A 21,063-nucleotide genomic window follows, 5' to 3' on the forward strand; every position below is an offset into this window, starting at 1 on the left:
CGCAGGTGGAAAAACTGGGCATTATCCGTTGCCAGGGGCGGGTTGCCAACCTTTGGGGCCGAAGCTTAATAAAGGTCGACCGGGTCGACATCCAGAGACCAGCGTACCTGGCGCCCGCTCGGCAGTTGCTCCAACACTAGCAACCATGCGCTGATCAGTCGATGCAAGGGGGCTCGGGTGTTGGCCTGAATCAACAATTGCGCCCTGAAGCGTCCGGCGCGCCGTTCCATGGGTGCAGGTACCGGCCCCAGCAGTTCGATACCGGGCAGGCGCTGTTCGGCGACCAGGCGCTCGGCGGCGGCGCAGGCTTCGTCGAGGAAGCCTTCGGCCTGGCCGGGCTTGTGCGCTTCAGCGCGCAGCAGGGCAAGGTGGGAGAACGGCGGCAGTCCGGCGTTGCGGCGTTCGTCCAGGGCCTGTTCGGCGAAGGCGAAGTAACCTTGCTCGGTCAGTTGCACCAGCAGCGGGTGGTCGGCCAGGTGGGTCTGGATGATCACTTTGCCAGGCTCTTCGGCGCGCCCGGCTCGCCCCGCAACCTGGACGATCAGCTGGGCCATGCGCTCGCTGGCGCGGAAGTCCCCCGAGAACAGCCCGCCATCGGCGTCGAGAATGGCGACCAGTGTCACCCGCGGGAAGTGGTGACCCTTGGCCAGCATCTGGGTGCCTACCAGGATGCTTGGCTGGCCTCGCTGGATGGTGCTGAACAAATGCTGCATGGCGTCCTTGCGCGCCGTGCTGTCGCGGTCAACGCGCAGGATCGGGTAATCCGGGAATAACACGTTCAGTCGCTCTTCGGCGCGTTCGGTGCCGGCGCCTACGGGCCGCAAGTCGACGTGGTTGCATTGCGGGCACTGCTGCGGCAGACGCTCGTCGTAGCCGCAGTGGTGGCAGCGCAGCACGCCAGAGCGCTGGTGCACGGTCATGCGGGCATCGCAGCGTGGGCATTCGGACAGCCAGCCGCAGTCATGGCACAGCAAGGTCGGGGCGAAGCCACGGCGGTTGAGGAATACCAGGACTTGCTGGCCGGCTTCCAGGGTCTGGCGGATGGCCTGCTGCAACGGGCCACTGATGCCGCTGTCCAGCGGCAGGCTCTTCACATCCAGGCGCAGCATGCGCGGTGGGCGGGCGCCGCCCGCGCGCTGGTTCATGCGCAGCAGTCGATAGCGGCCGGTGAGCGCGTTGTGCAGGGTCTCCAGCGACGGCGTGGCGGAGCCGAGCAGGATCGGGATGTTTTCCTGATGGGCGCGTACCAGCGCAAGGTCGCGGGCGTGATAGCGCAGGCCTTCCTGTTGCTTGTAGGAGCCGTCATGCTCTTCGTCGATGATGATCAGGCCGGGGTTCTTCATCGGCGTGAACAGCGCCGAACGCGTGCCGATGATGATGTCGGCCTCACCGTCGCGGGCGGCCAGCCAGGCGTCGAGGCGCTCGCGGTCGTTCACGGCCGAATGCAGCAGGGCGATGCGGGCGTTGAAGCGCTGCTCGAAGCGCGCCAGGGTCTGCGGGCCGAGGTTGATCTCGGGGATCAGCACCAGCGCCTGCTTGCCGGCTTCGAGGGTTTCGCGAATCAGTTGCAGGTACACCTCGGTCTTGCCGCTGCCGGTGACGCCGGCCAGCAGGAAGGCGCTGAAGCCGCCAAAACCCTCGCGTACCGCGTCGAAGGCTTCGCGCTGTTCTTCATTGAGTGGCAGTTCCGGCTGCGCCAGCCAGTGCTCGTGGCGGTGCGCCGGCAGGTGGCGGCGTACCTCGACCTGCACCAGCTCCTTGGCCAGCAGCAGGTCGAGGCTGTCCTTGTTCAGGTTGAGTTTGCCCAGCAGGCTGTGCGCCACGCCGTGGGGGTGCTGGGCCAGGGTCTTGAGAGCGTCGCGCTGGCGCGGGGCGCGGGCGATGCGCGGGTCCTCCAGGCGTGCGCCGGGTGCCACGTGCCAGAAGCGCTCCTGGCGCATCTCGGCAGGTTCACCCTGGCGCAACAGCGAGGGTAGCGCCCAGCTCAAGGTGTCGCCGAGGCTGTGCTGGTAGTACTGGGCGGTCCACAGGCACAGCTTGAACAGCGGCGCCGGGATTGGCGAAACCGGGTCGAGCAAGGCGCTGGCAGGCTTGAGCTTGTCGGCGGGCACTTCGCTGTGCGCGCACACTTCCACCAGCACGCCGATCATTTCGCGGCGCCCGAACGGCACGCGGATGCGCATGCCCGGGGTCAGCACCTGGCGCGCCATGCTCGCAGGCGCCCGGTAATCGAACAGGCGACGCAACGGGGAGGGCAGGGCAAGGCGCAGGATGACGTCGGACACGCGAAAGGTCTCAGAGGGTGTTTCAAAGACTGGCGAGCCTAGCAGACGACGGTCGGTGCAAGCGACAACTTGCGTTGGCGCGGTGCTCTGGTATTATTCGCCGCCTAATTACGTGCGGTATTCAACAATAGGTGTTGGGTGGCGGCACGCAGCTCGAGGAAGTGACCATGAAAGAAGGTATCCACCCGAACTACGAAGTAGTTGCAGTCACCTGCAGCTGCGGTAACAAGTTCGAAACTCGTTCGACCCTGGGCAACACCCTGGCGATCGACGTTTGCAACCTGTGCCACCCGTTCTACACCGGTAAGCAGAAAGTCCTGGACACCGGTGGTCGCGTACAGAAGTTCGCCGATCGCTTCGGTATGTTCGGTACCAAGAAGTAATCATGCGCATGGCGAATCCTTCGGGCTTCGCATTGTTGCTGAAAAAGGCGCCCCTCGTGGGCGCCTTTTTTGTGGGCGCAATCTGGCAGCTGCCGGCCCTGGCGTTCTGCCCGGTGCTAGACAAGCCACAGCCGGTGGCGGTGCGCCAGGTGGTGGATGGCGACACGTTGCGCCTGACCGACGGTCGCAGTGTCCGCATGATCGGCATCAATGCCCCGGAAATCGGGCGCAGGGGGCGCGCCAGTGAACCCTATGCCGAGGCTGCCAGGCAGCGGCTGCAAGCGTTGGTCAAAGCCAGTGACGGTCGCGTCGGGCTGATAGCGGGTGTCGAGGGCAAGGACAAGTACGGGCGCACCCTGGCGCACATCTATGGCCGCAATGGTGACAATCTGGAGGCGCGGCTGCTCAGCGAGGGCCTTGGTTATCACGTAGCGGTTGCACCCAATGTGCGCCTGGCTCGTTGCCAGCAAGCAGCCGAGCGGGTCGCGCGCCAGGCGCGGGCCGGGCTGTGGCGCAGCTCGCCAGTGCGCAGCGCAGCGGATGTGCGGCAATCCGGGTTTGCCGTTGTCAGCGGTACCATCCGTGGCATCGAGCGCAATCGTGGCGGCATCTGGCTCGAGCTGGACGATGCCGTTGTGCTGCAGATTCCCGCTCGTCTGCAACGCACGTTCCCCGCCAGCTTCTTCACTAATCTCAAAGGACGCCAGGTCGAGGCGCGCGGCTGGGTGCTGGATCGTTCCCGCAAGGGAGGGCTCAAGCCAGGGCAGCGACGCTGGGTATTGCCGCTGACGGACCCGGGGATGTTGGAGCGTATTTCAGGCTGAAAAGATGTAGACATTTCGCTATCAGATTGTACACACTGTGAGGCGAATGCCCCCGTGCGTGATAGCTTAAAGTCGTAGGCCAAAGGCCTTGACACAAGTGACTGACCAGTCTTGTGGCTCCCCGGCTCTTTGCGTATCCTCGGCGGTCCGTCAGAACAGTAAATAGCGGAATGCCCACCATGTCAGACCTGAAAACCGCCGCTCTCGAATACCACGCTCAACCTCGTCCGGGGAAACTGAGCGTCGAGCTCTCCAAGCCCACCGCCACCGCCCGCGATCTCGCCCTGGCCTACAGCCCAGGCGTCGCAGAACCCGTGCGCGAAATCGGCCGTGATCCTGAGCTGGCCTACAAATACACTGGCAAGGGCAACCTGGTCGCGGTGATTTCCGATGGCACCGCCATCCTCGGTCTGGGTGACCTCGGCCCACTGGCCTCCAAGCCAGTAATGGAAGGCAAGGGCGTTCTGTTCAAGCGTTTCGCCGGTATCGACGTGTTCGACATCGAAGTCGAATCGGAAAGCCCGCAGGCTTTCATCGACACCGTTCGCCGCATCTCGATCACCTTCGGTGGCATCAACCTCGAAGACATCAAGGCCCCAGAGTGCTTCGAAATCGAGCGCACCCTGATCGAGCAGTGCGACATTCCGGTATTCCACGATGACCAGCACGGTACCGCGATCGTTACAGCGGCCGGCATGATCAACGCCCTGGAAATCGCCGGCAAGAAGCTGGAAGACGCCAAGATCGTCTGCCTCGGCGCCGGCGCTGCCGCCATCTCGTGCATGAAGCTGCTGGTCAGCATGGGTGCCAAGGTCGAGAACATCTTCATGATCGACCGCAGCGGCGTGATCCACGCTGGCCGCGACGACCTGAACCAGTACAAGGCCCAGTTCGCCCACGCGACCGACAAGCGCACCCTGGCCGATGCCCTGGACGGTGCTGATGTGTTCGTAGGCCTGTCCGGCCCGAACCTGCTGAGCCCGGAAGGCCTGAAGTCGATGGCTGCCAACCCGATCGTGTTCGCCTGCTCGAACCCGGACCCGGAAATCTCCCCAGAGCTGGCTCACGCCACTCGCAGCGACGTGATCATGGCTACCGGTCGTTCCGACTACCCGAACCAGGTCAACAACGTACTGGGCTTCCCGTTCATCTTCCGTGGTGCCCTGGACGTCCGCGCCAAGCGCATCAACGAAGAAATGAAGATCGCTGCCGCCATCGCGCTGAAAGACCTGGCCAAGCAGCCAGTGCCGAAAGAGGTCTGCGAAGCCTACGGCGTTGAAGCCCTGGAGTTCGGCCGTGAGTACATCATTCCGAAGCCACTGGATGCTCGCCTGATCACCGTCGTTTCCGACGCCGTGGCCAAGGCTGCCATCGAATCCGGCGTAGCTACCCTGCCGTATCCGAAGCACTACCCGCTGACCAGCGTGGATGACGTGTTCAACGGCTGATAGCAGCTGCGACACAAAAAAGCCCCGGCTCGTGAGAGCCGGGGCTTTTTGTTTGCCGAGAGAGTGTCAGCGCCTGTGGGATCGGGCGCCCACGCAAAACCCGAACCAGGCGCTCTCCTTCAGAACAGATCCATCGGCGCTGCTTCGTCCGCAGGCAGCGGGCTGCCCGGCGCTGTGCCGTTGCCCAGCTCATCCACCGACGGCGGCGAGTCCTCGGCCTTGAAAAGCTCGAAGTAGGCATCTGGCGTGCTTGGCGAAGCGGCACGGCCGCTGACCGGGTCGACTCGCAGGCTGAGGATGCCTTCCGGTTCCGCTGGTGCATGGCTCGGCTTGTCCTTCAATGCCGCACCCATGAAGCTCATCCAGATCGGCAGGGCTGCCGTACCGCCGTATTCACGGCGACCGAGGGTTTCGGGCTGGTCGAAACCGACCCATACGGTGGTCACGTAATCGGCGTTGTAGCCGGAGAACCAGGCGTCCTTGGACTCGTTGGTGGTCCCTGTCTTGCCGGCCAGGTCGGTACGGCCCAGGGCCAATGCCCGGCGGCCTGTGCCGCGCTTGATCACATCCTGCAGCATGCTGGTGAGGATGTAAGTGGTGCGGCCATCGACGATCTGTTCCGCAACAGCCGGTGTCTGCGGTGGAGGGGCAATCTGGCCCAAGGCGGACGGGGCCTCTCCAGGCAGGGAAGCGGTGCTGATCGGCTGTTCCGGGGCGGCAAGGCCGGCATGGTCTTCGGCGCCCTGCGGCACGCGCGCCGGGTTGGCGGTGAACAGGGTCTCGCCGCTGCGGCTCTCGATGCGATCGATCAGGTACGGATTGATCTTGTAGCCGCCGTTGGCAAAGGTGCTCCAGCCAGTGGCGATTTCCATCGGCGTCAGGGTAGCAGTGCCCAGCGCCAGCGAAAGGTTGCGTGGCAGGTCCTGCTTGTTGAAGCCGAACTTGGCGATGTAGTCGATGGTACGGTCTACACCCATGGCCTGCAGCAGGCGGATCGACACCAGGTTGCGAGACTTGTACAGCGCTTCGCGCAGGCGGATCGGGCCGAGGAAGGTATTGGTGTCGTTCTTGGGGCGCCATTCCTTGTCCAGGTATTGGTCGACGAACACGATTGGCGCATCGTTGACCAGACTGGACGCGGTGTAGCCGCTGTCCAGTGCAGCACTATAGATGAACGGCTTGAAGCTGGAGCCTGGCTGGCGCTTGGCCTGCATGGCACGGTTGTAGTTGCTCTGCTCGAACGAGAAGCCGCCCACCAGGGCGCGGATGGCGCCGTTCTGCGGGTCGAGTGAGACCAGCGCACTCTGTGCACCGGGCACCTGGCTGAACTTGAGCTTGCCGTCATTCAGGCGCTGCAGGCGCACCAGATCACCCACTTGGGCAACGTCGGCAGGCGATTGCGGTGCCCGGCCCTGCGAATTGCTGTTGATGAACGGGCGGGCCCACTTCATGGTGTCCCAGCTGACCTCTTCTTCGGTGCCTGCACGGGTCAGCACTTTCACGCCGCTCTTTTCCACACGCGTGACGATGGCCGGTTCCAGGCCGCCCAAGGTGCGTTGCTTGCTCAGCTCCTGTTGCCAGGCGGCCAGGGTCTTGCCCGGGAAGCGAGCTTCAGGGCCGCGGTAGCCGTGACGCTCGTCGTACTCGGACAGGCCGTTGAGGATGGCCTTGTTGGCCATCTCCTGCATGTCGCTCGGCACCGTGGTGGTGACACGGAAACCTTCGGTATACGCGTCGCTGCCATAGCGGCCGACCATTTCGGCACGGGCCATTTCGGCAACATACGGCGCGTTAACTTCGGGGGTCGGCACGTGGTAGCTGGCATTCAGCGGCTCTGCCAGGGCGGCCTGATAGCTCGCCTCGTCGATCTTGCCGAGCTTGTACATGCGACCGAGGATCCAGTCGCGACGCTCTTTGGCGCGCACCGGGTTGGCCAACGGGTTGAAGCGCGACGGTGCCTTGGGCAGGCCGGCGATCATCGCCATTTGCGCCAGGCTTACGTCACGGATCGACTTGCCGTAATACACCTGCGCGGCCGCATCGATACCGTAGGCGCGGTTACCCAGGTAGATCTTGTTGACGTACAGCTCGAGGATCTCGTCCTTGGTCAGCTCACGTTCGATCTGCAAGGCCAGAAGAATCTCGTTGGTCTTGCGCGAGAAGCTGCGCTCGCTGGTGAGGAAGAAGTTCTTCGCCACCTGCATGGTGATGGTGCTGCCACCCGTCTGGATGTGACCGGTTTTCACCAGCTGGGTCGCGGCGCGCATCAGGCTGCTCGGGTCGACCCCGTAGTGATTGAGGAAATTGTCATCCTCGGCTGACAGAAGCGCCTGAATGAACTGTGGCGGAATTTCCGCGAAGCGGATCGGCGAGCGGCGCATTTCGCCGAACTCGGCGATCAGCTTGCCATCGCTGCTGTACACCCTGAGGGGGATTTGCAACTGAACGCTTCTGAGCGAATCGACCGACGGCAGGTTGGGGCTAAGATACAGAAACGCACCGCTCACACCGAGTACGAGCGCGCAGATGACTGCGACAAAAGACCACCAGAAGAACTTCAGCAGGCGTATCAAGGCTTTTCGGTGTCCAGATTGAGAGGTGAATTGCGCACGGGGCCGGCGGACGAAAAAACGCTGGGCATTATAAGCATTTTTCGCCTCGCCGGGTGACCGGCCAGGCGGCCCGCGGCACCGTCTGGCCGGTCAGGCCCGGCAATGCGGCGGTTCATGGTTGTAACAAGGAAGTCGCTATGCTCGGACGTTTTGGCAAGGATGCCAGTTCACTGCTGGGAGTGGAAATCGCTTTCGACTCCGTCCGTATTGCCCAAGTGCAGCGCCACAGGGGGCGCTACAAGCAACTGGTCTGGGCGGTCGAGCCGTTTGCTCCCGGTAACGGCTGGCAGGACCCTGACCGTATTGTCGCTGCCCTGCGCAGCGCTTATCGGCAATCCGGCAGTCGCGAGCGCCGGGCTGCCGTAGCGCTGCCTGCCTCACAAGTGATTTGCAAGCTATGCCAACTGCCAAGCGGCCAAGCCCCGAGTCAAATGGAGGCGCAACTGCTGGCAGAAGCAGACCGGCTGTTCCCCTTTCCCCTTGAAGACCTGGTACTGGATTTTCAGGTGCTGGGTGCCTCGTCGCAACACCCCGGTAGCCTGGATGTCCTGGTCGCGGCCAGTCGGCACAGTGCATTGCAGTCTGTGCAAGCTGCATTCGAAGCAGCCGGGCTGGAGCTGGAAGTCGCGGAGGTGGACAGCATTGCCTTGCGCCGCCTGATGCCATGCCAAACCACAGGCCAGGCTGCGCTGTTGCGAATCGAGCCGGGCGGCTCGACGCTGCATGGCTGGCTTGGCGATACCCTGCCTTTAAGGCGGGAGTTGCTCCCAGGGGCGTTACCTGACTTGCCTGGGGATGTTTTCGCTGCAGGGGCGGGGCCGGAAGAAGTGCTTGTGGTCGGTGCGCCGGTGGCCGGGCAGTGCCCGCTTGGCCTACTGAGCGAGCGTCTCGGCTTGCCGTGCCGGCCTTTGCCAACTGTGGCTGGGGTGGATTGCAGCGATGGCCGGATGGCCTTGGCGTTTTCGCTGGCGATGGGGAGCGTGCATTGATCTTGCGCCTGAATCTGATGCCGTGGCGAGAGCGGCAGCGCCTGGCAGCGCTCAGGCGTTTGCGCCTGACGCTGGTGGGAGCGGCTGTCGTGGCGTTGTCCGCTGTGCTGCTGATAGACCAATTGGCACGGCAGCGAGCTCGTCAGCAAGCCGTTGCCAACAATAGCCAGCAAGCCGCTATCGATGTGCTCGAAGTGCAGAGGCGTGAGCATGATCGTATCCGGCAATCCTACGAGCAGGTGCGAGCGCAGACGGCGGCCTTGGCTGACTTGCGTGCTGGGCAGGGGCGGGTGACAGCCGTGCTCGCGGATCTGGAACGGGCGCTGCCGGAAGGCGTCCAGCTGCTCAGGCTCGAACTGCAGGGTTCCCAGTTGCGAATGGACGGCGTGGCTGCCTCCGGCGCCGTTGTGGCCCAGCTGATGCGTGAGTTGGAACGTTCCGGTGAACTGCGTGAACTGGAGCTTAAAAGCCTGAAGAGTGAGCCGGGCGGCGACGCGTTCACGTTGTTGGCCCGCCTTTCGGCGCGCTGGTCGTGAATCTGTTGCACAAAGGCGATTGGCTGGCCGTCATCGAGCGCTCGCGGCTTGCTCGCTGCGTGTTGCCATTCGCCATAGGCCTTATCGTGGTGGGGTTCGGCTGCCTGTTTCGTTTGCCGTACTGGTTGGAGCTTCAGGAGCAAGAGCGCGCCAGGCACGTTCGCCTGCTTCAGGTGCATGAAACCAAGGCTGCCGAAGTGCTGGCGTTGTCACAGATGCGCACGGGCCTCGATGCTGCACGGCAGCTCCTGCAGGATGCTCGCTGGCGCCTTGCCGCCGGGGCCGACATGAGCGATTTGCTTGACCAGCTGGCAGCCTCGGGCCATGCGCAAGGCCTGCATTTCGAACGACTCGATGTACTTGATGAGGTAACCCGCCAGCCCGGCTATTGGCAGACGTCGTTGGATGTGCAAGTCGTTGGTCGCTATTCGGGGCTGCGGATGTGGTTGGACGACTGGCTCGGCCAGGTTCGTCTGTTGCGCGCCGAAGCCTTGTGGCTGGCACCTGCGCAGGACAGGCCCGGGCTATTGCGCCTTGGCATGCGCGTGCATGCCTATCAAGCCGATGGGGAAGTGCCTGAACCTTTGACCTTGGCCGATACACCTGCTCGGGGTGAGATGCAGCCGGTGCTTCTCGATCCGTTTTCCGAATGGGCTACGCGAATTGCCCAGGCGGGGCTTGCCAGCGTCCCGCTGGCTCAGCTGCAGATGGTCGGCAGCCTGCAACGAGGGCCGCAACGCGAAGCGTTGCTGTCGGCGGCAGGTCGCTTGTATCGCGTGCGCCCCGGTGATCGGCTGGGGCGCGATGGGGGTGTTGTGGTGGAAGTCGGCGAGCGCCAGCTGAACGTGCGTGAGCGACTGTTCCTCGGGGGCGTGTGGCGTGAACGCACGGTAATGCTGACGCTCAGGAAGAGCGTGACAATGGAGGCCAGGGACGGAGATGAAATGGCTATTGAAGGGTATGACGGTGGCGCTTCTCACCAGTCAGTTGTGCATGGCAGCGCCCTATCGGGGTGAGCCCATCTCGCTGAATTTTCAGGATGTCGAGGTGCGCTCGGTGCTTCAAGTGCTGGCGGACTACGCCGGGATCAACCTGGTGGCCAGCGATACCGTGCAGGGCAATGTTACCCTGCGGTTGCACGAAGTCCCGTGGGACCAGGCGCTGGCGCTGGTGCTACGTAGCAAAGGGCTGGCCCGGCGCGAGGAAGGGAATGTGCTGCTGGTGGCGCCAGCCGCCGAGTTGGCCGAACAATCCCGCGGTGCCCGTATCGGGCAAGAGCTGGATGCGCAGCTGCAACCCTTGCAGCGTGAGCTGCTGCCGATCCATCACGCCCAGGCGGCCGACCTCGCCGAGTTGTTGCTGGCAACCCTGGCGGACGATGGCATCCTGACCGGTCGTGGCAGCCTGAGCGTCGACACTCGTACCAACACTTTGGTCGCCCACCAGCCTGCGGATCGCCTTGCCGACTTGCGGCAGTTGGTCGCTCAGCTGGACGTGCCGGTGCGGCAGGTGGAGATCGAGGCGCGTATCGTCGAGGCCAATGTCGATTACGAGAAAGGCCTGGGTGTGCGCTGGGGGCGGCAGTTGTACGGGGAGGCGCCGCAACTGGGCAAGGACCTGTTTGTCGATCTGGGCATGGAGCGGGGCGGTGCTGGCATCGGCGTAGGCCTGCTGCGTGGCGGCGTGCTGCTGGACCTGGAACTCAGTGCCATGGAAAAAAGCGGCAATGGCGAAATCATCTCCCAGCCCAAAGTGGTCACGGCGGACAAGGAAACCGCCAGGATTCTCAAGGGCACCGAGGTGCCTTATCAGGAAACCAGCCAGAGTGGCGCCACCTCGGTGGCCTTTCGCGAGGCGTCGTTGTCGCTGGAGGTCACGCCGCAGATCACCCCGGACGGCAAGGTCATCATGACGGTGAAGGTGACCAAGGACGAGCCTGACTTCGTCAATGCCCTGAACGACGTGCCGCCGATTCGCAAGAATGAGGTAAATGCCAAGGTTCGCGTGGCGGACGGTGAAACCATCGTCATCGGGGGTGTCTACTCGACCACGCAAAACAATGTGGTCGACAAGGTGCCATTTTTCGGCGATCTGCCGTATGTTGGGCGGCTGTTTCGACGCGATGCATTACAAGAGAAAAAATCCGAGCTGCTGGTCTTCCTGACTCCGCGTATCATGAGTGACCAGGCGATTGCTGTGAGTCGTTGATTCTGTGCGAAATTTGATACTTGTAGGGCCCATGGGCGCTGGTAAAAGCACCATAGGGCGCCTGTTGGCCAAAGAGCTGCGCCTGCTGTTCAAGGATTCCGACAAGGAAATCGAACTGCGGACCGGTGCCAATATCCCGTGGATCTTCGACAAGGAAGGCGAACCGGGCTTCCGTGACCGTGAGCAGGCGATGATCGCCGAGCTCTGCGCGCTCGATGGCGTGGTGGTGGCGACCGGGGGCGGCGCAGTCATGCGTGCGGAGAACCGCCAGGCCCTGCACAGGGGCGGCCGGGTCATTTACCTGCATGCCTCGGTGGAGCAGCAGGTCGGGCGCACCGCGCGTGATCGTAATCGCCCGTTGCTGCGCACGGCCAACCCGGAGGCGACACTGCGCGCCTTGCTGGAGGCGCGCGACCCGCTTTATCGCGAAATCGCCGACCTGGTTGTGGAAACCGACGAACGGCCACCGCGCATGGTGGTGCTCGATATTCTGGAGCGCCTGCAGCAGTTGCCGCCCCGCTAAGCCGGGACTATTCTCGGCAGCGCCGAGGCGAGGTTCAACGTTACCGCGCGGGTCGAACAGCCGGCGCCGCGCCCTAGTACATTGTGGGGATACATGCAGACACTTAAGGTCGACCTCGGCGAGCGTAGCTACCCGATCTACATTGGCGAAGGCCTTCTGGACCAGGCCGAACTGCTGGCGCCGCATATCCGCGGGCGGCAGGTCGCCATCGTTTCCAACGAAACCGTCGCGCCTCTGTATCTCCAACGCCTGAGCAAGACCCTTGGCGCCTACTCGGTGCTGCCGGTGATCCTGCCGGACGGCGAAGCCCATAAAAACTGGGAGACCCTGCAACTGATCTTTGACGGTTTGCTGACGGCGCGACATGACCGCCGTACTACCGTGGTCGCCCTCGGCGGCGGCGTGATCGGTGACATGGCCGGTTTCGCCGCAGCCTGCTACCAGCGTGGCGTCGATTTCATCCAGGTGCCGACCACCCTGCTGTCTCAGGTTGACTCCTCGGTGGGAGGCAAGACCGGCATCAACCACCCCTTGGGCAAGAACATGGTCGGTGCTTTCTATCAGCCCAACGCGGTACTGATCGATACCACCAGCCTCAAGACCCTGCCCGCGCGCGAGCTGTCGGCGGGCCTGGCCGAAGTGATCAAGTACGGCCTGATCTGCGACAAGCCATTCCTGGGCTGGCTCGAAGACAATATCCAGTCCCTGCGCGCGCTCGAACCCGCCGCCCTGACCGAAGCGATCCGTCGCTCCTGCGCAGCCAAGGCAGCCGTTGTCGGCGCCGACGAGCGTGAGTCGGGCGTGCGTGCCACGCTGAACCTGGGGCACACCTTTGGCCATGCCATCGAAACGCACATGGGCTACGGCGTGTGGCTGCATGGTGAAGCCGTGGCCGCAGGGACGGTCATGGCGCTGGAAATGTCCATGCGCCTGGGCTGGATCGACCAAGCCGAGCGTGATCGTGCAATCCGCCTGCTGCAGGACGCAGGTTTGCCGGTGGTGCCCCCACAGGAAATGACCCCGGCGCATTTCATGGAGCATATGGCGGTCGACAAGAAGGTGCTCGATGGCCGCCTGCGGCTGGTGCTGCTGCGCCAGCTGGGCGAGGCCGTGATCACCGACGACTATCCGAAAGAGATTCTTCAGGCCACGCTGTCGGCGGATTACCGCTCGATCGTGGCCCAGCTTTGAGGTTGTGACAGCGTAATGACCAGTTTGCATGCCGATGAGGCGTTCCTCGAACATTACCAGTTGAGCCACGATCCGTTCGCACCGCGTGTGCCCGGCTTCAAGTTCTTCCCCGCCCAGCGCAAGCCGGTGCTGGGCCAACTTCATCACCTGGCCCGCTACAGCCAGCTGATGTTGGTGGTTACCGGCCCTGTGGGCAGCGGCAAGACCCTGCTGCGCCAGGCCCTGGTGGCCAGCACCAACAAGCAGACGGTGCTGAGCGTGGTGGTGTCGGCCCGTGGTGCCAGCGACGCTGCCAGCGTGCTCGGCCAGGTGGCGCAAACACTTGAAGTCGCCCAGCCTGAAGTGCAGGCCATCCTGAACAAGGTGGTGCAGTTGGCACTGACCGGTCAGGAAGTCTATTTGCTGGTGGACGATGCGGAACAACTCGACGAGTCGGCACTCCAAGCGTTGCTGGAACTGGCGGCCGGGCTACCGGAAGGGCGCCCGCACGTGTTCCTGTTCGGCGAGCCTTCGCTGATTGCCGGGTTGGAGGAGATTCAAGTCGAGGAAGAGCGCTTCCACATCATTGAGCTCGCCCCCTACAACGAGGAAGAAACCCGCGAGTACCTGGAGCAACGCCTGGAGGGCGCTGGCCGGGGCATCGAGGTGTTCACCCGTGAACAGCTGGTGGATATTCATGAAAACTCCGACGGATGGCCTGGCAACATCAACCAGGTCGCCCGCGATACTTTGATCGAAGCCATGATCGCCAGCCGTACCACGGTCAAGCGACCATCCATGGGGTTCAAAATGCCTAAGAAACACGTACTCGCGCTGTCCGCTGTCGTCGTGGTCGCCGTAGGTGCTGCAGTTCTGATGCCCAAGAAAGGCGACAAGGCGCCAGCCGAAGCGCCTGTAGCTCAGGCCCAGCTGCCGCTGGGCGAGGGCCAGCCAGGCGCCGCCCAGTCCAACAACGGCAGCCCGGCCATCGAATTCTCTGGCCAGTCGCAGCCGATGCCGCTACCGCTGGTGGGTCAGTCCCAGCCCGTGATGCGCGAGCCGCTGGCGCAAGCTGCCGGCATGGGTGATGGCGAAGAAGGTGGCCCAGCGGGCAACACCGCCTTGCAGCCTGGCAATCCGCCGACCGTGACCACCATCGCACCGCCACAGGGCGTGCCTGCCGGCCCGGCGCCGAGCATGGCCCAGGCTGCCACGCCTGTGCAGCCGGTTGTGCCTGCGCCGAAGCCTGTCGCCACCCAGCCAGCGAAGCCGGTTGCGCCTGCCAAGCCGGCCCCTGCACCCACTCAGGTCGCTGTTGCCAAGCCAGCCGCGAAACCGGTGGAAAAGCCGGTCGCCAGTGGCAGCGGCAGCGGCGGTTGGTACTCGGGCCAGAAGCCCGGCAACTACGTGGTGCAAATCCTCGGCACCAGCTCCGAAGCGTCGGCCCAGGCCTTCGTCAAGGAACAGGGTGGCGAGTATCGCTACTTCAAGAAAAACCTGCAGGGCAAACCGCTCTACGTGGTCACCTACGGCAATTTTGCCAGCCGCGACGCAGCGGTTGCGGCAATCAAGAGCTTGCCAGCGAAGGTCCAGGCTGGTAAACCTTGGCCACGTACCGTCGCCAGCGTCCAACAAGAGCTGGCCTCGGCCCGCTGATACCTTCCGGGCGGCATCACCCCGCCGCCCAGTTGCTGAGCGATTAACGACATCCGACTAGCCTGCTGCGCCTGCGCGCGGCAGGCTTTTCTGTCCCAGACTGCCGGCCACAAGCCTCTGTTGCAGACCTGGCTGAAACGCTTCAGACTCGAGCCAAGCCGCTATCACGGCGCATGGCGCAAAAACATTCAAAATTGCGACATAAATTTTCAATGGTGAGACATGAAAATTTGTGGGTATGACTGTCGCTGTGCAACAATGGTTTTCCATGGCCACCGCAAAAAAGCTGGCGTTTGATCGGCGTGGATGGTAAGTGGTTGTACATAAAAGAGATTTACCTCCGGTTGAGAGGTGAACCTGGTGAGAAAGTGTCTATGAAAACAGGTCTGTACCATCCCGAAGAATTCAAGGACAACTGTGGTTTTGGCCTGATCGCCCATATGACGGGCGAGCCGAGTCACCACCTTCTGCAAACCGCCATGCAGGCACTGACCTGCATGACCCACCGCGGCGGTATCAACGCTGACGGCAAGACCGGTGACGGTTGCGGTCTGCTCATGCAGAAGCCTGATCAGTTCCTGCGGGCCGTGGCCCAGCAGCAATTCGCCGTCGAGCTGCCCAAGCAATACGCCGTCGGCATGGTGTTCTTCAACCAGGACCCGGTCAAAGCCGAGGCTGCCCGCGCCAACATGGACCGCGAAATCGTCGCGGCCGGCCTGACGCTGGTCGGCTGGCGCAAGGTCCCGATCGACACCAGCGTGCTCGGCCGCCTGGCCCTGGAGCGCCTGCCGCAGATCGAGCAAGTGTTCATCGGCGGTGAAGGCCTGAGCGATCAGGAATTCGCCATCAAGCTGTTCAGTGCCCGTCGCCGCTCGTCCGTGGCCAACGCCCACGACGCCGACCACTACATCTGCAGCTTCTCGCACAAGACCATCATCTACAAAGGCCTGATGATGCCGCGCGATCTCGCGGCGTTCTATCCAGACCTGGGTGACGAGCGCCTGCAAACCGCGATCTGCGTGTTCCACCAGCGCTTCTCCACCAACACCCTGCCGAAATGGCCGCTGGCGCAGCCGTTCCGCTTCCTCGCCCACAACGGCGAGATCAACACCATTACCGGCAACCGCAACTGGGCCATGGCCCGTCGCACCAAGTTCGCCAACGATCTGATCCCCGACCTCGAAGAGCTCGGCCCACTGGTCAACCGCGTCGGTTCCGACTCTTCGAGCATGGACAACATGCTGGAGCTGATGGTCACCGGCGGCATCGACCTGTTCCGCGGCGTACGCATGCTGGTTCCGCCAGCCTGGCAAAACGTCGAGACCATGGACGCCGACCTGCGCGCCTTCTACGAATACAACTCCATGCACATGGAGCCGTGGGATGGCCCGGCCGGTATCGTCATGACCGAAGGTCGCCATGCGGTGTGCCTGCTCGACCGCAACGGGCTGCGCCCGGCGCGCTGGGTGACGACCACCAATGGCTACATCACCATCGCCTCGGAAATCGGCGTGTGGGGTTACCAGCCTGAGGAAGTCCTGGCCAAGGGCCGCGTCGGCCCGGGCCAGATCCTTGCCGTGGACACCGAGACCGGCCAGATCCTCGATACTGACGCCATCGACAACCGTCTGAAGTCGCGCCACCCGTACAAACGCTGGCTGCGTCAGCACGCCCTGCGTATCCAGGCGACCCTGACCGACGACCAGGGCGTGGCCAGCTACGACGCTGACCAGCTCAAGCAGTACATGAAGATGTTCCAGGTCACCTTCGAGGAGCGTGACCAGGTGCTGCGCCCACTCGGCGAGCAGGGCCAGGAAGCGGTCGGCTCGATGGGTGACGACACGCCGATGGCAGTGCTGTCGCAGCGCGTGCGTTCGCCGTACGATTTCTTCCGCCAGCAGTTCGCCCAGGTGACCAACCCGCCGATCGACCCGCTGCGCGAAGCGATCGTCATGTCCCTGGAAATCTGCCTGGGCGCCGAGCGCAACATCTTCCAGGAATCCCCGGAGCATGCTTCGCGGGTCATCCTCAGCTCGCCGGTCATCTCGCCCGCCAAGTGGCGTTCGCTGATGAACCTGGAGCGCGAAGGCTTCGACCGCCAGCTGATCGACCTCAACTATGACGAGAGCGTCGGCCTGGAAGCGGCCATCCGCAACATCGCTGACCAGGCTGAAGAAGCCGTGCGCAGCGGCAAGACCCAGCTGGTACTGAGCGACCGCTATATCGCCCCGGGCAAACTGCCTGTGCACGCTTCGCTGGCCGTGGGGGCAGTACACCACCGCCTGACCGAGCAGGGCCTGCGTTGCGACAGCAACATCCTGGTCGAAACCGCCACTGCCCGTGATCCGCACCACTTCGCCGTGCTGCTGGGCTTCGGTGCTTCGGCCGTGTACCCGTACCTGGCCTACGAAGTGCTGGCCGACCTGATCCGTACCGGCGAAGTGCTCGGCGATCTCGACGAAGTCTTCAAGTATTACCGCAAAGGCATCTCCAAGGGCCTGCTGAAGATCCTGTCGAAGATGGGCATCTCCACCATCGCCTCGTACCGTGGCGCCCAGCTGTTCGAAGCCGTGGGCCTGGCCGAAGAAGTGGTTGGCCTGAGCTTCAAGGGCGTGTCCAGCCGCATCAAGGGGGCGCGTTTCGTCGACCTCGAAAGTGACCAGAAGCTGCTGGCAGCCGAGGCCTGGAGTGCGCGCAAGCCGATCCAGCAAGGTGGCCTGCTGAAGTTCGTCCACGGTGGCGAATACCACGCCTACAACCCGGATGTGGTCAACACCTTGCAGGCTGCGGTGCAGCAGGGCGACTACGCCAAGTTCAAGGAATACACCACGCTGGTCGACCAGCGCCCGGTGTCGATGATCCGCGACCTGCTGAAAGTCAAGGTCGCCGACGAGGCCCTGCCGCTGGACCAGATCGAGCCGCTGGAGGCCATCCTCAAGCGCTACGACTCCGCCGGTATCTCGCTGGGTGCACTGTCGCCGGAAGCTCACGAAGCCCTGGCCGAGGCGATGAACCGCCTGGGCGCACGCTCCAACTCCGGTGAAGGCGGTGAAGACCCGTCGCGCTACGGCACCATCAAGAGCTCGAAGATCAAGCAGGTGGCTACCGGCCGCTTTGGCGTCACCCCGGAATACCTGGTCAACGCCGAAGTGCTGCAGATCAAGGTTGCCCAGGGCGCCAAGCCCGGTGAAGGCGGCCAGCTGCCAGGCGGCAAGGTCAATGGCCTGATCGCCAAGCTGCGCTATGCGGTACCGGGCGTGACCCTGATCTCGCCGCCGCCGCACCACGACATCTATTCGATCGAAGACCTGGCCCAGCTGATCTACGACCTCAAGCAGGTCAACCCGCAGGCCCTGGTTTCGGTCAAGCTGGTGGCTGAGGCCGGCGTTGGCACCATCGCCGCCGGCGTGGCCAAGGCCTATGCCGACCTGATCACCATCTCCGGTTACGACGGTGGTACCGGTGCTTCGCCGCTGACCTCGATCAAGTACGCTGGCGCCCCGTGGGAACTGGGCCTGGCTGAAACCCACCAGACGCTGCGTGGCAACGACCTGCGCGGCAAGGTACGGGTACAGACCGACGGCGGCTTGAAGACCGGCCTGGACGTGATCAAGGCTGCGATCCTCGGCGCCGAGAGCTTCGGCTTCGGCACCGCGCCAATGATCGCCCTGGGTTGCAAGTACCTGCGCATCTGCCATCTGAACAACTGCGCCACCGGTGTAGCCACGCAGAACGAGAAGCTGCGCAAGGACCATTACATCGGCACCGTCGACATGGTGATCAACTTCTTCACCTTCGTCGCCGAGGAGACCCGTGAGTGGCTGGCCAAGCTGGGCGTGCGCAGCCTCGGCGAGCTGATCGGCCGTACTGACCTGCTCGACGTGCTGCCAGGCGACACCGAGCGCCAGCAGTACCTGGACCTGACCCCGCTGCTGGGCAGTTCGCACATTCCGGCTGACAAGCCGCAGTTCTGCGAAGTCGACAACAACCCGCCGTTCGACAAGGGCGAGCTGGCCGAGAAGATGGTCGAGATGGCCCTGCCGGCAATCCGCGACCAGGCCGGTGGCGAGTTCAGCCTCGACATCTGCAACTGCGACCGCTCCATCGGTGCGCGTATCTCTGGCGAAATCGCCAAGCTGTACGGCAACCAGGGCATGGCCGACAAGCCGGTCACCTTCCGCTTCAAGGGTACCGCTGGCCAGAGCTTCGGCGTGTGGAACGCCGGTGGTCTGAACCTGCACCTGGAAGGTGATGCCAACGACTACGTCGGCAAAGGCATGACCGGTGGCAAGGTGACCATCGTGCCACCCGCCGGCAGCCCGTTTGCCACCCAGCACAGCGCCATCGTCGGCAACACCTGCCTGTACGGCGCCACCGGCGGCAAGCTGTTCGCCGCAGGTACCGCGGGCGAGCGCTTCGCTGTGCGTAACTCCGGCGCCCACGCTGTTGTCGAGGGTACTGGCGATCACTGCTGTGAATACATGACCGGTGGCTTTGTCTGCGTTCTGGGCAAGACCGGTTACAACTTCGGTTCTGGCATGACTGGCGGCTTCGCCTACGTGCTCGACATGGACAACAGCTTCGTCGACAAGCTCAACCACGAGCTGGTGGAAATCCAGCGTATCAGTGGTGAGGCGATGGAAGCCTACCGCAGCCACCTGGCGCGGGTCCTTGGCGAATACGTTGAAGAGACCGGCAGCGAGTGGGGGCGTGAGCTCTTCGAGAACCTGGACGACTACGTGCGGCGCTTCTGGCTGGTCAAGCCGAAGGCGGCCAACCTCAAGCAACTGCTGTCCAGCACCCGTGCCAACCCGCAGTAAGAACAGCTGCAAGTGACGGCCCCGTGCGCGGGGCCTGTCGTGCTCAAGTGATCGTCTTGCAGCTTGCAGCCTGAGGCTGGCAACTGCGGTAAAGAGGTTTTGAAAAATGGCTGAACGTCTGAACAACGACTTCCAGTTCATCGAAGTGGGCCGCAAGGACCCCAAGAAAAAGCTGCTGCGCCAGCGCAAGAAGGAGTTCGTGGAAATCTACGAACCGTTCAAGCCGCAGCAGTCCGTGGAGCAGGCGCACCGTTGCCTGGGCTGCGGCAACCCGTATTGCGAGTGGAAGTGCCCGGTACACAACTTCATCCCCAACTGGCTGAAGCTGGTCTCCGAAGGCAACATCCTGGCCGCGGCCGAACTGTCGCACCAGACCAACACCCTGCCGGAAGTGTGCGGCCGTGTGTGCCCGCAGGATCGTCTGTGCGAAGGGGCCTGCACCCTGAACGACGGTTTCGGCGCCGTGACCATCGGCTCGGTGGAGAAGTACATCACCGACACGGCATTTGCCATGGGTTGGCGCCCGGACATGTCCAAGGTCAAGCCAACCGGCAAGCGCGTCGCCATCATTGGCGCCGGCCCGGCTGGCCTGGGCTGCGCCGACGTGCTGGTGCGTGGTGGCGTGACCCCGGTGGTGTTCGACAAGAATCCGGAAATCGGTGGCTTGCTGACTTTCGGTATCCCCGAGTTCAAGCTGGAAAAGACCGTGTTGAGCAATCGCCGCGAAGTCTTCACCGGCATGGGCATCGAGTTCCGTCTGAACACCGAGGTGGGCAAGGACATCACCATGGAACAGTTGCTCGCCGAATACGACGCCGTGTTCATGGGCATGGGCACCTACACCTACATGAAGGGCGGCTTCCCCGGTGAAGACCTGCCAGGCGTGCACGACGCGCTGGACTTCCTGATCGCCAACGTCAACCGTAACCTCGGCTTCGAGAAGTCGCCTGAAGACTTCGTCGACATGCAGGGCAAGAAAGTGGTGGTGCTGGGCGGTGGCGACACCGCGATGGACTGCAACCGTACTTCGATCCGCCAGGGCGCCAAGTCGGTGACCTGCGCCTATCGCCGTGACGAAGCCAACATGCCGGGGTCGCGCAAAGAGGTGAAGAACGCCAAGGAAGAAGGCGTGAAGTTCCTCTACAACCGCCAGCCCATCGCCATCGTCGGCGAGGACAAGGTCGAAGGCGTGAAGGTGGTCGAGACCCGCCTGGGCGAGCCGGATGCCCGTGGCCGCCGCAGCCCCGAGCCGATCCCGGGCTCCGAAGAGATCCTGCCGGCTGACGCCGTGGTCATCGCCTTCGGCTTCCGCCCAAGCCCGGCCCCGTGGTTCGAGCAGCATGGCATCCAGCTGGATAGCCAGGGCCGCGTGGTGGCGCCGGAGAAAGCCAAGTTCAAGCATCAGACCAGCAACCCGAAAGTGTTCGCCGGTGGCGACATGGTGCGCGGTTCGGACCTGGTGGTGACGGCGATCTTCGAAGGCCGTAACGCTGCCGAAGGGATCCTGGATTACCTGGAAGTCTGACTTTCGACCTCTTCGCGGGCACGCCCGCTCCCACAGGGTTCAGCGAAGAACCTGTGGGAGCGGGCGTGCCCGCGAAGCTTTTGT

General features: G+C 63.4%; 14 protein-coding genes. 12 read left to right on the forward strand and 2 right to left on the reverse strand.

Annotation, left to right across the window (positions count from 1 at the left end):
- Positions 1-65: 65 nt before the first annotated feature.
- Positions 66-2,285, reverse strand: a complete 2,220-nt coding sequence (locus tag ACQKPS_RS10725) for a primosomal protein N' (protein WP_427603975.1) — start codon at positions 2,283-2,285, stop codon at positions 66-68.
- Between the two features lie 167 nt (positions 2,286-2,452).
- On the opposite strand from ACQKPS_RS10725, the gene rpmE reads away from it, so the two are divergent.
- The 3 genes from rpmE (at position 2,453) to ACQKPS_RS10740 (ending at position 4,940) form a co-directional block, all read left to right on the forward strand.
- Positions 2,453-2,668: a 50S ribosomal protein L31 gene (gene rpmE / locus ACQKPS_RS10730; protein WP_027920990.1), complete on the forward strand. Its 216-nt coding sequence runs from the start codon at positions 2,453-2,455 to the stop codon at positions 2,666-2,668.
- A gap of 2 nt (positions 2,669-2,670) precedes the next feature.
- Positions 2,671-3,492 carry a thermonuclease family protein gene (locus ACQKPS_RS10735; protein WP_427603976.1) on the forward strand — a complete coding sequence of 274 codons (822 nt, stop codon included), beginning with the start codon at positions 2,671-2,673 and terminating at the stop codon, positions 3,490-3,492.
- A gap of 179 nt (positions 3,493-3,671) precedes the next feature.
- Positions 3,672-4,940 (forward strand): malic enzyme-like NAD(P)-binding protein, encoded by a 1,269-nt coding sequence (locus ACQKPS_RS10740; RefSeq protein ID WP_254482662.1) that lies wholly within the window; start codon positions 3,672-3,674, stop codon positions 4,938-4,940.
- 119 nt (positions 4,941-5,059) lie between these two features.
- On the opposite strand, the gene ACQKPS_RS10745 is transcribed toward ACQKPS_RS10740, so the two are convergent.
- Complete coding sequence (locus ACQKPS_RS10745; RefSeq protein ID WP_313200793.1) at positions 5,060-7,513, reverse strand: penicillin-binding protein 1A; 2,454 nt, start codon at positions 7,511-7,513, stop codon at positions 5,060-5,062.
- A 176-nt stretch (positions 7,514-7,689) separates the two neighbouring features.
- On the opposite strand from ACQKPS_RS10745, the gene pilM reads away from it, so the two are divergent.
- The 9 genes from pilM (at position 7,690) to ACQKPS_RS10790 (ending at position 20,979) form a co-directional block, all read left to right on the forward strand.
- Positions 7,690-8,541 (forward strand): type IV pilus biogenesis protein PilM, encoded by an 852-nt coding sequence (pilM, locus tag ACQKPS_RS10750; protein ID WP_427603978.1) that lies wholly within the window; start codon positions 7,690-7,692, stop codon positions 8,539-8,541.
- On the forward strand, positions 8,541-9,077 hold the full coding sequence (locus tag ACQKPS_RS10755) for a PilN domain-containing protein (RefSeq protein ID WP_427604249.1): 537 nt from the start codon (positions 8,541-8,543) through the stop codon (positions 9,075-9,077). Before pilM ends, ACQKPS_RS10755 begins: the two co-directional genes overlap by 1 nt.
- A complete protein-coding gene (locus ACQKPS_RS10760) occupies positions 9,074-10,093 on the forward strand; it encodes a pilus assembly protein PilP (protein ID WP_427603980.1) in 1,020 nt (339 codons plus the stop codon). The genes ACQKPS_RS10755 and ACQKPS_RS10760 overlap by 4 nt, the downstream gene beginning before the upstream one ends.
- Positions 10,038-11,285 carry a type IV pilus secretin PilQ gene (locus ACQKPS_RS10765; protein ID WP_427604251.1) on the forward strand — a complete coding sequence of 416 codons (1,248 nt, stop codon included), beginning with the start codon at positions 10,038-10,040 and terminating at the stop codon, positions 11,283-11,285. The genes ACQKPS_RS10760 and ACQKPS_RS10765 overlap by 56 nt, the downstream gene beginning before the upstream one ends.
- 4 nt (positions 11,286-11,289) lie before the next feature.
- Positions 11,290-11,808 (forward strand): shikimate kinase AroK, encoded by a 519-nt coding sequence (gene aroK / locus ACQKPS_RS10770; RefSeq protein ID WP_054884228.1) that lies wholly within the window; start codon positions 11,290-11,292, stop codon positions 11,806-11,808.
- A 93-nt stretch (positions 11,809-11,901) separates the two neighbouring features.
- Positions 11,902-12,999, forward strand: a complete 1,098-nt coding sequence (aroB, locus tag ACQKPS_RS10775; protein ID WP_254482667.1) for a 3-dehydroquinate synthase — start codon at positions 11,902-11,904, stop codon at positions 12,997-12,999.
- 15 nt (positions 13,000-13,014) lie between these two features.
- Complete coding sequence (locus ACQKPS_RS10780) at positions 13,015-14,634, forward strand: AAA family ATPase (RefSeq protein ID WP_254482668.1); 1,620 nt, start codon at positions 13,015-13,017, stop codon at positions 14,632-14,634.
- Between the two features lie 374 nt (positions 14,635-15,008).
- Entirely contained in the window at positions 15,009-19,454 is a 4,446-nt protein-coding gene (gene gltB, locus ACQKPS_RS10785) for a glutamate synthase large subunit (protein WP_427603983.1), read from the forward strand.
- 106 nt (positions 19,455-19,560) lie between these two features.
- Positions 19,561-20,979, forward strand: a complete 1,419-nt coding sequence (locus tag ACQKPS_RS10790; RefSeq protein ID WP_060484277.1) for an FAD-dependent oxidoreductase — start codon at positions 19,561-19,563, stop codon at positions 20,977-20,979.
- Positions 20,980-21,063 lie beyond the last annotated feature (84 nt).

This window comes from Pseudomonas sp. NPDC086566 (genome assembly GCF_050280885.1).
GTDB classification, from domain to species: Bacteria; Pseudomonadota; Gammaproteobacteria; order Pseudomonadales; family Pseudomonadaceae; genus Aquipseudomonas; species Aquipseudomonas vlassakiae.

Coding starts and splice junctions, on each gene's coding strand:
- rpmE (WP_027920990.1), top strand. CDS start 2,453: ATGAAAGAAGGTATCCACCCGAACTACGAAGTAGTTGCAGTCACCTGC.
- ACQKPS_RS10735 (WP_427603976.1), top strand. CDS start 2,671: ATGCGCATGGCGAATCCTTCGGGCTTCGCATTGTTGCTGAAAAAGGCG.
- ACQKPS_RS10740 (WP_254482662.1), top strand. CDS start 3,672: ATGTCAGACCTGAAAACCGCCGCTCTCGAATACCACGCTCAACCTCGT.
- pilM (WP_427603978.1), top strand. CDS start 7,690: ATGCTCGGACGTTTTGGCAAGGATGCCAGTTCACTGCTGGGAGTGGAA.
- ACQKPS_RS10765 (WP_427604251.1), top strand. CDS start 10,038: ATGACGGTGGCGCTTCTCACCAGTCAGTTGTGCATGGCAGCGCCCTAT.
- aroB (WP_254482667.1), top strand. CDS start 11,902: ATGCAGACACTTAAGGTCGACCTCGGCGAGCGTAGCTACCCGATCTAC.
- ACQKPS_RS10780 (WP_254482668.1), top strand. CDS start 13,015: ATGACCAGTTTGCATGCCGATGAGGCGTTCCTCGAACATTACCAGTTG.
- gltB (WP_427603983.1), top strand. CDS start 15,009: ATGAAAACAGGTCTGTACCATCCCGAAGAATTCAAGGACAACTGTGGT.
- ACQKPS_RS10790 (WP_060484277.1), top strand. CDS start 19,561: ATGGCTGAACGTCTGAACAACGACTTCCAGTTCATCGAAGTGGGCCGC.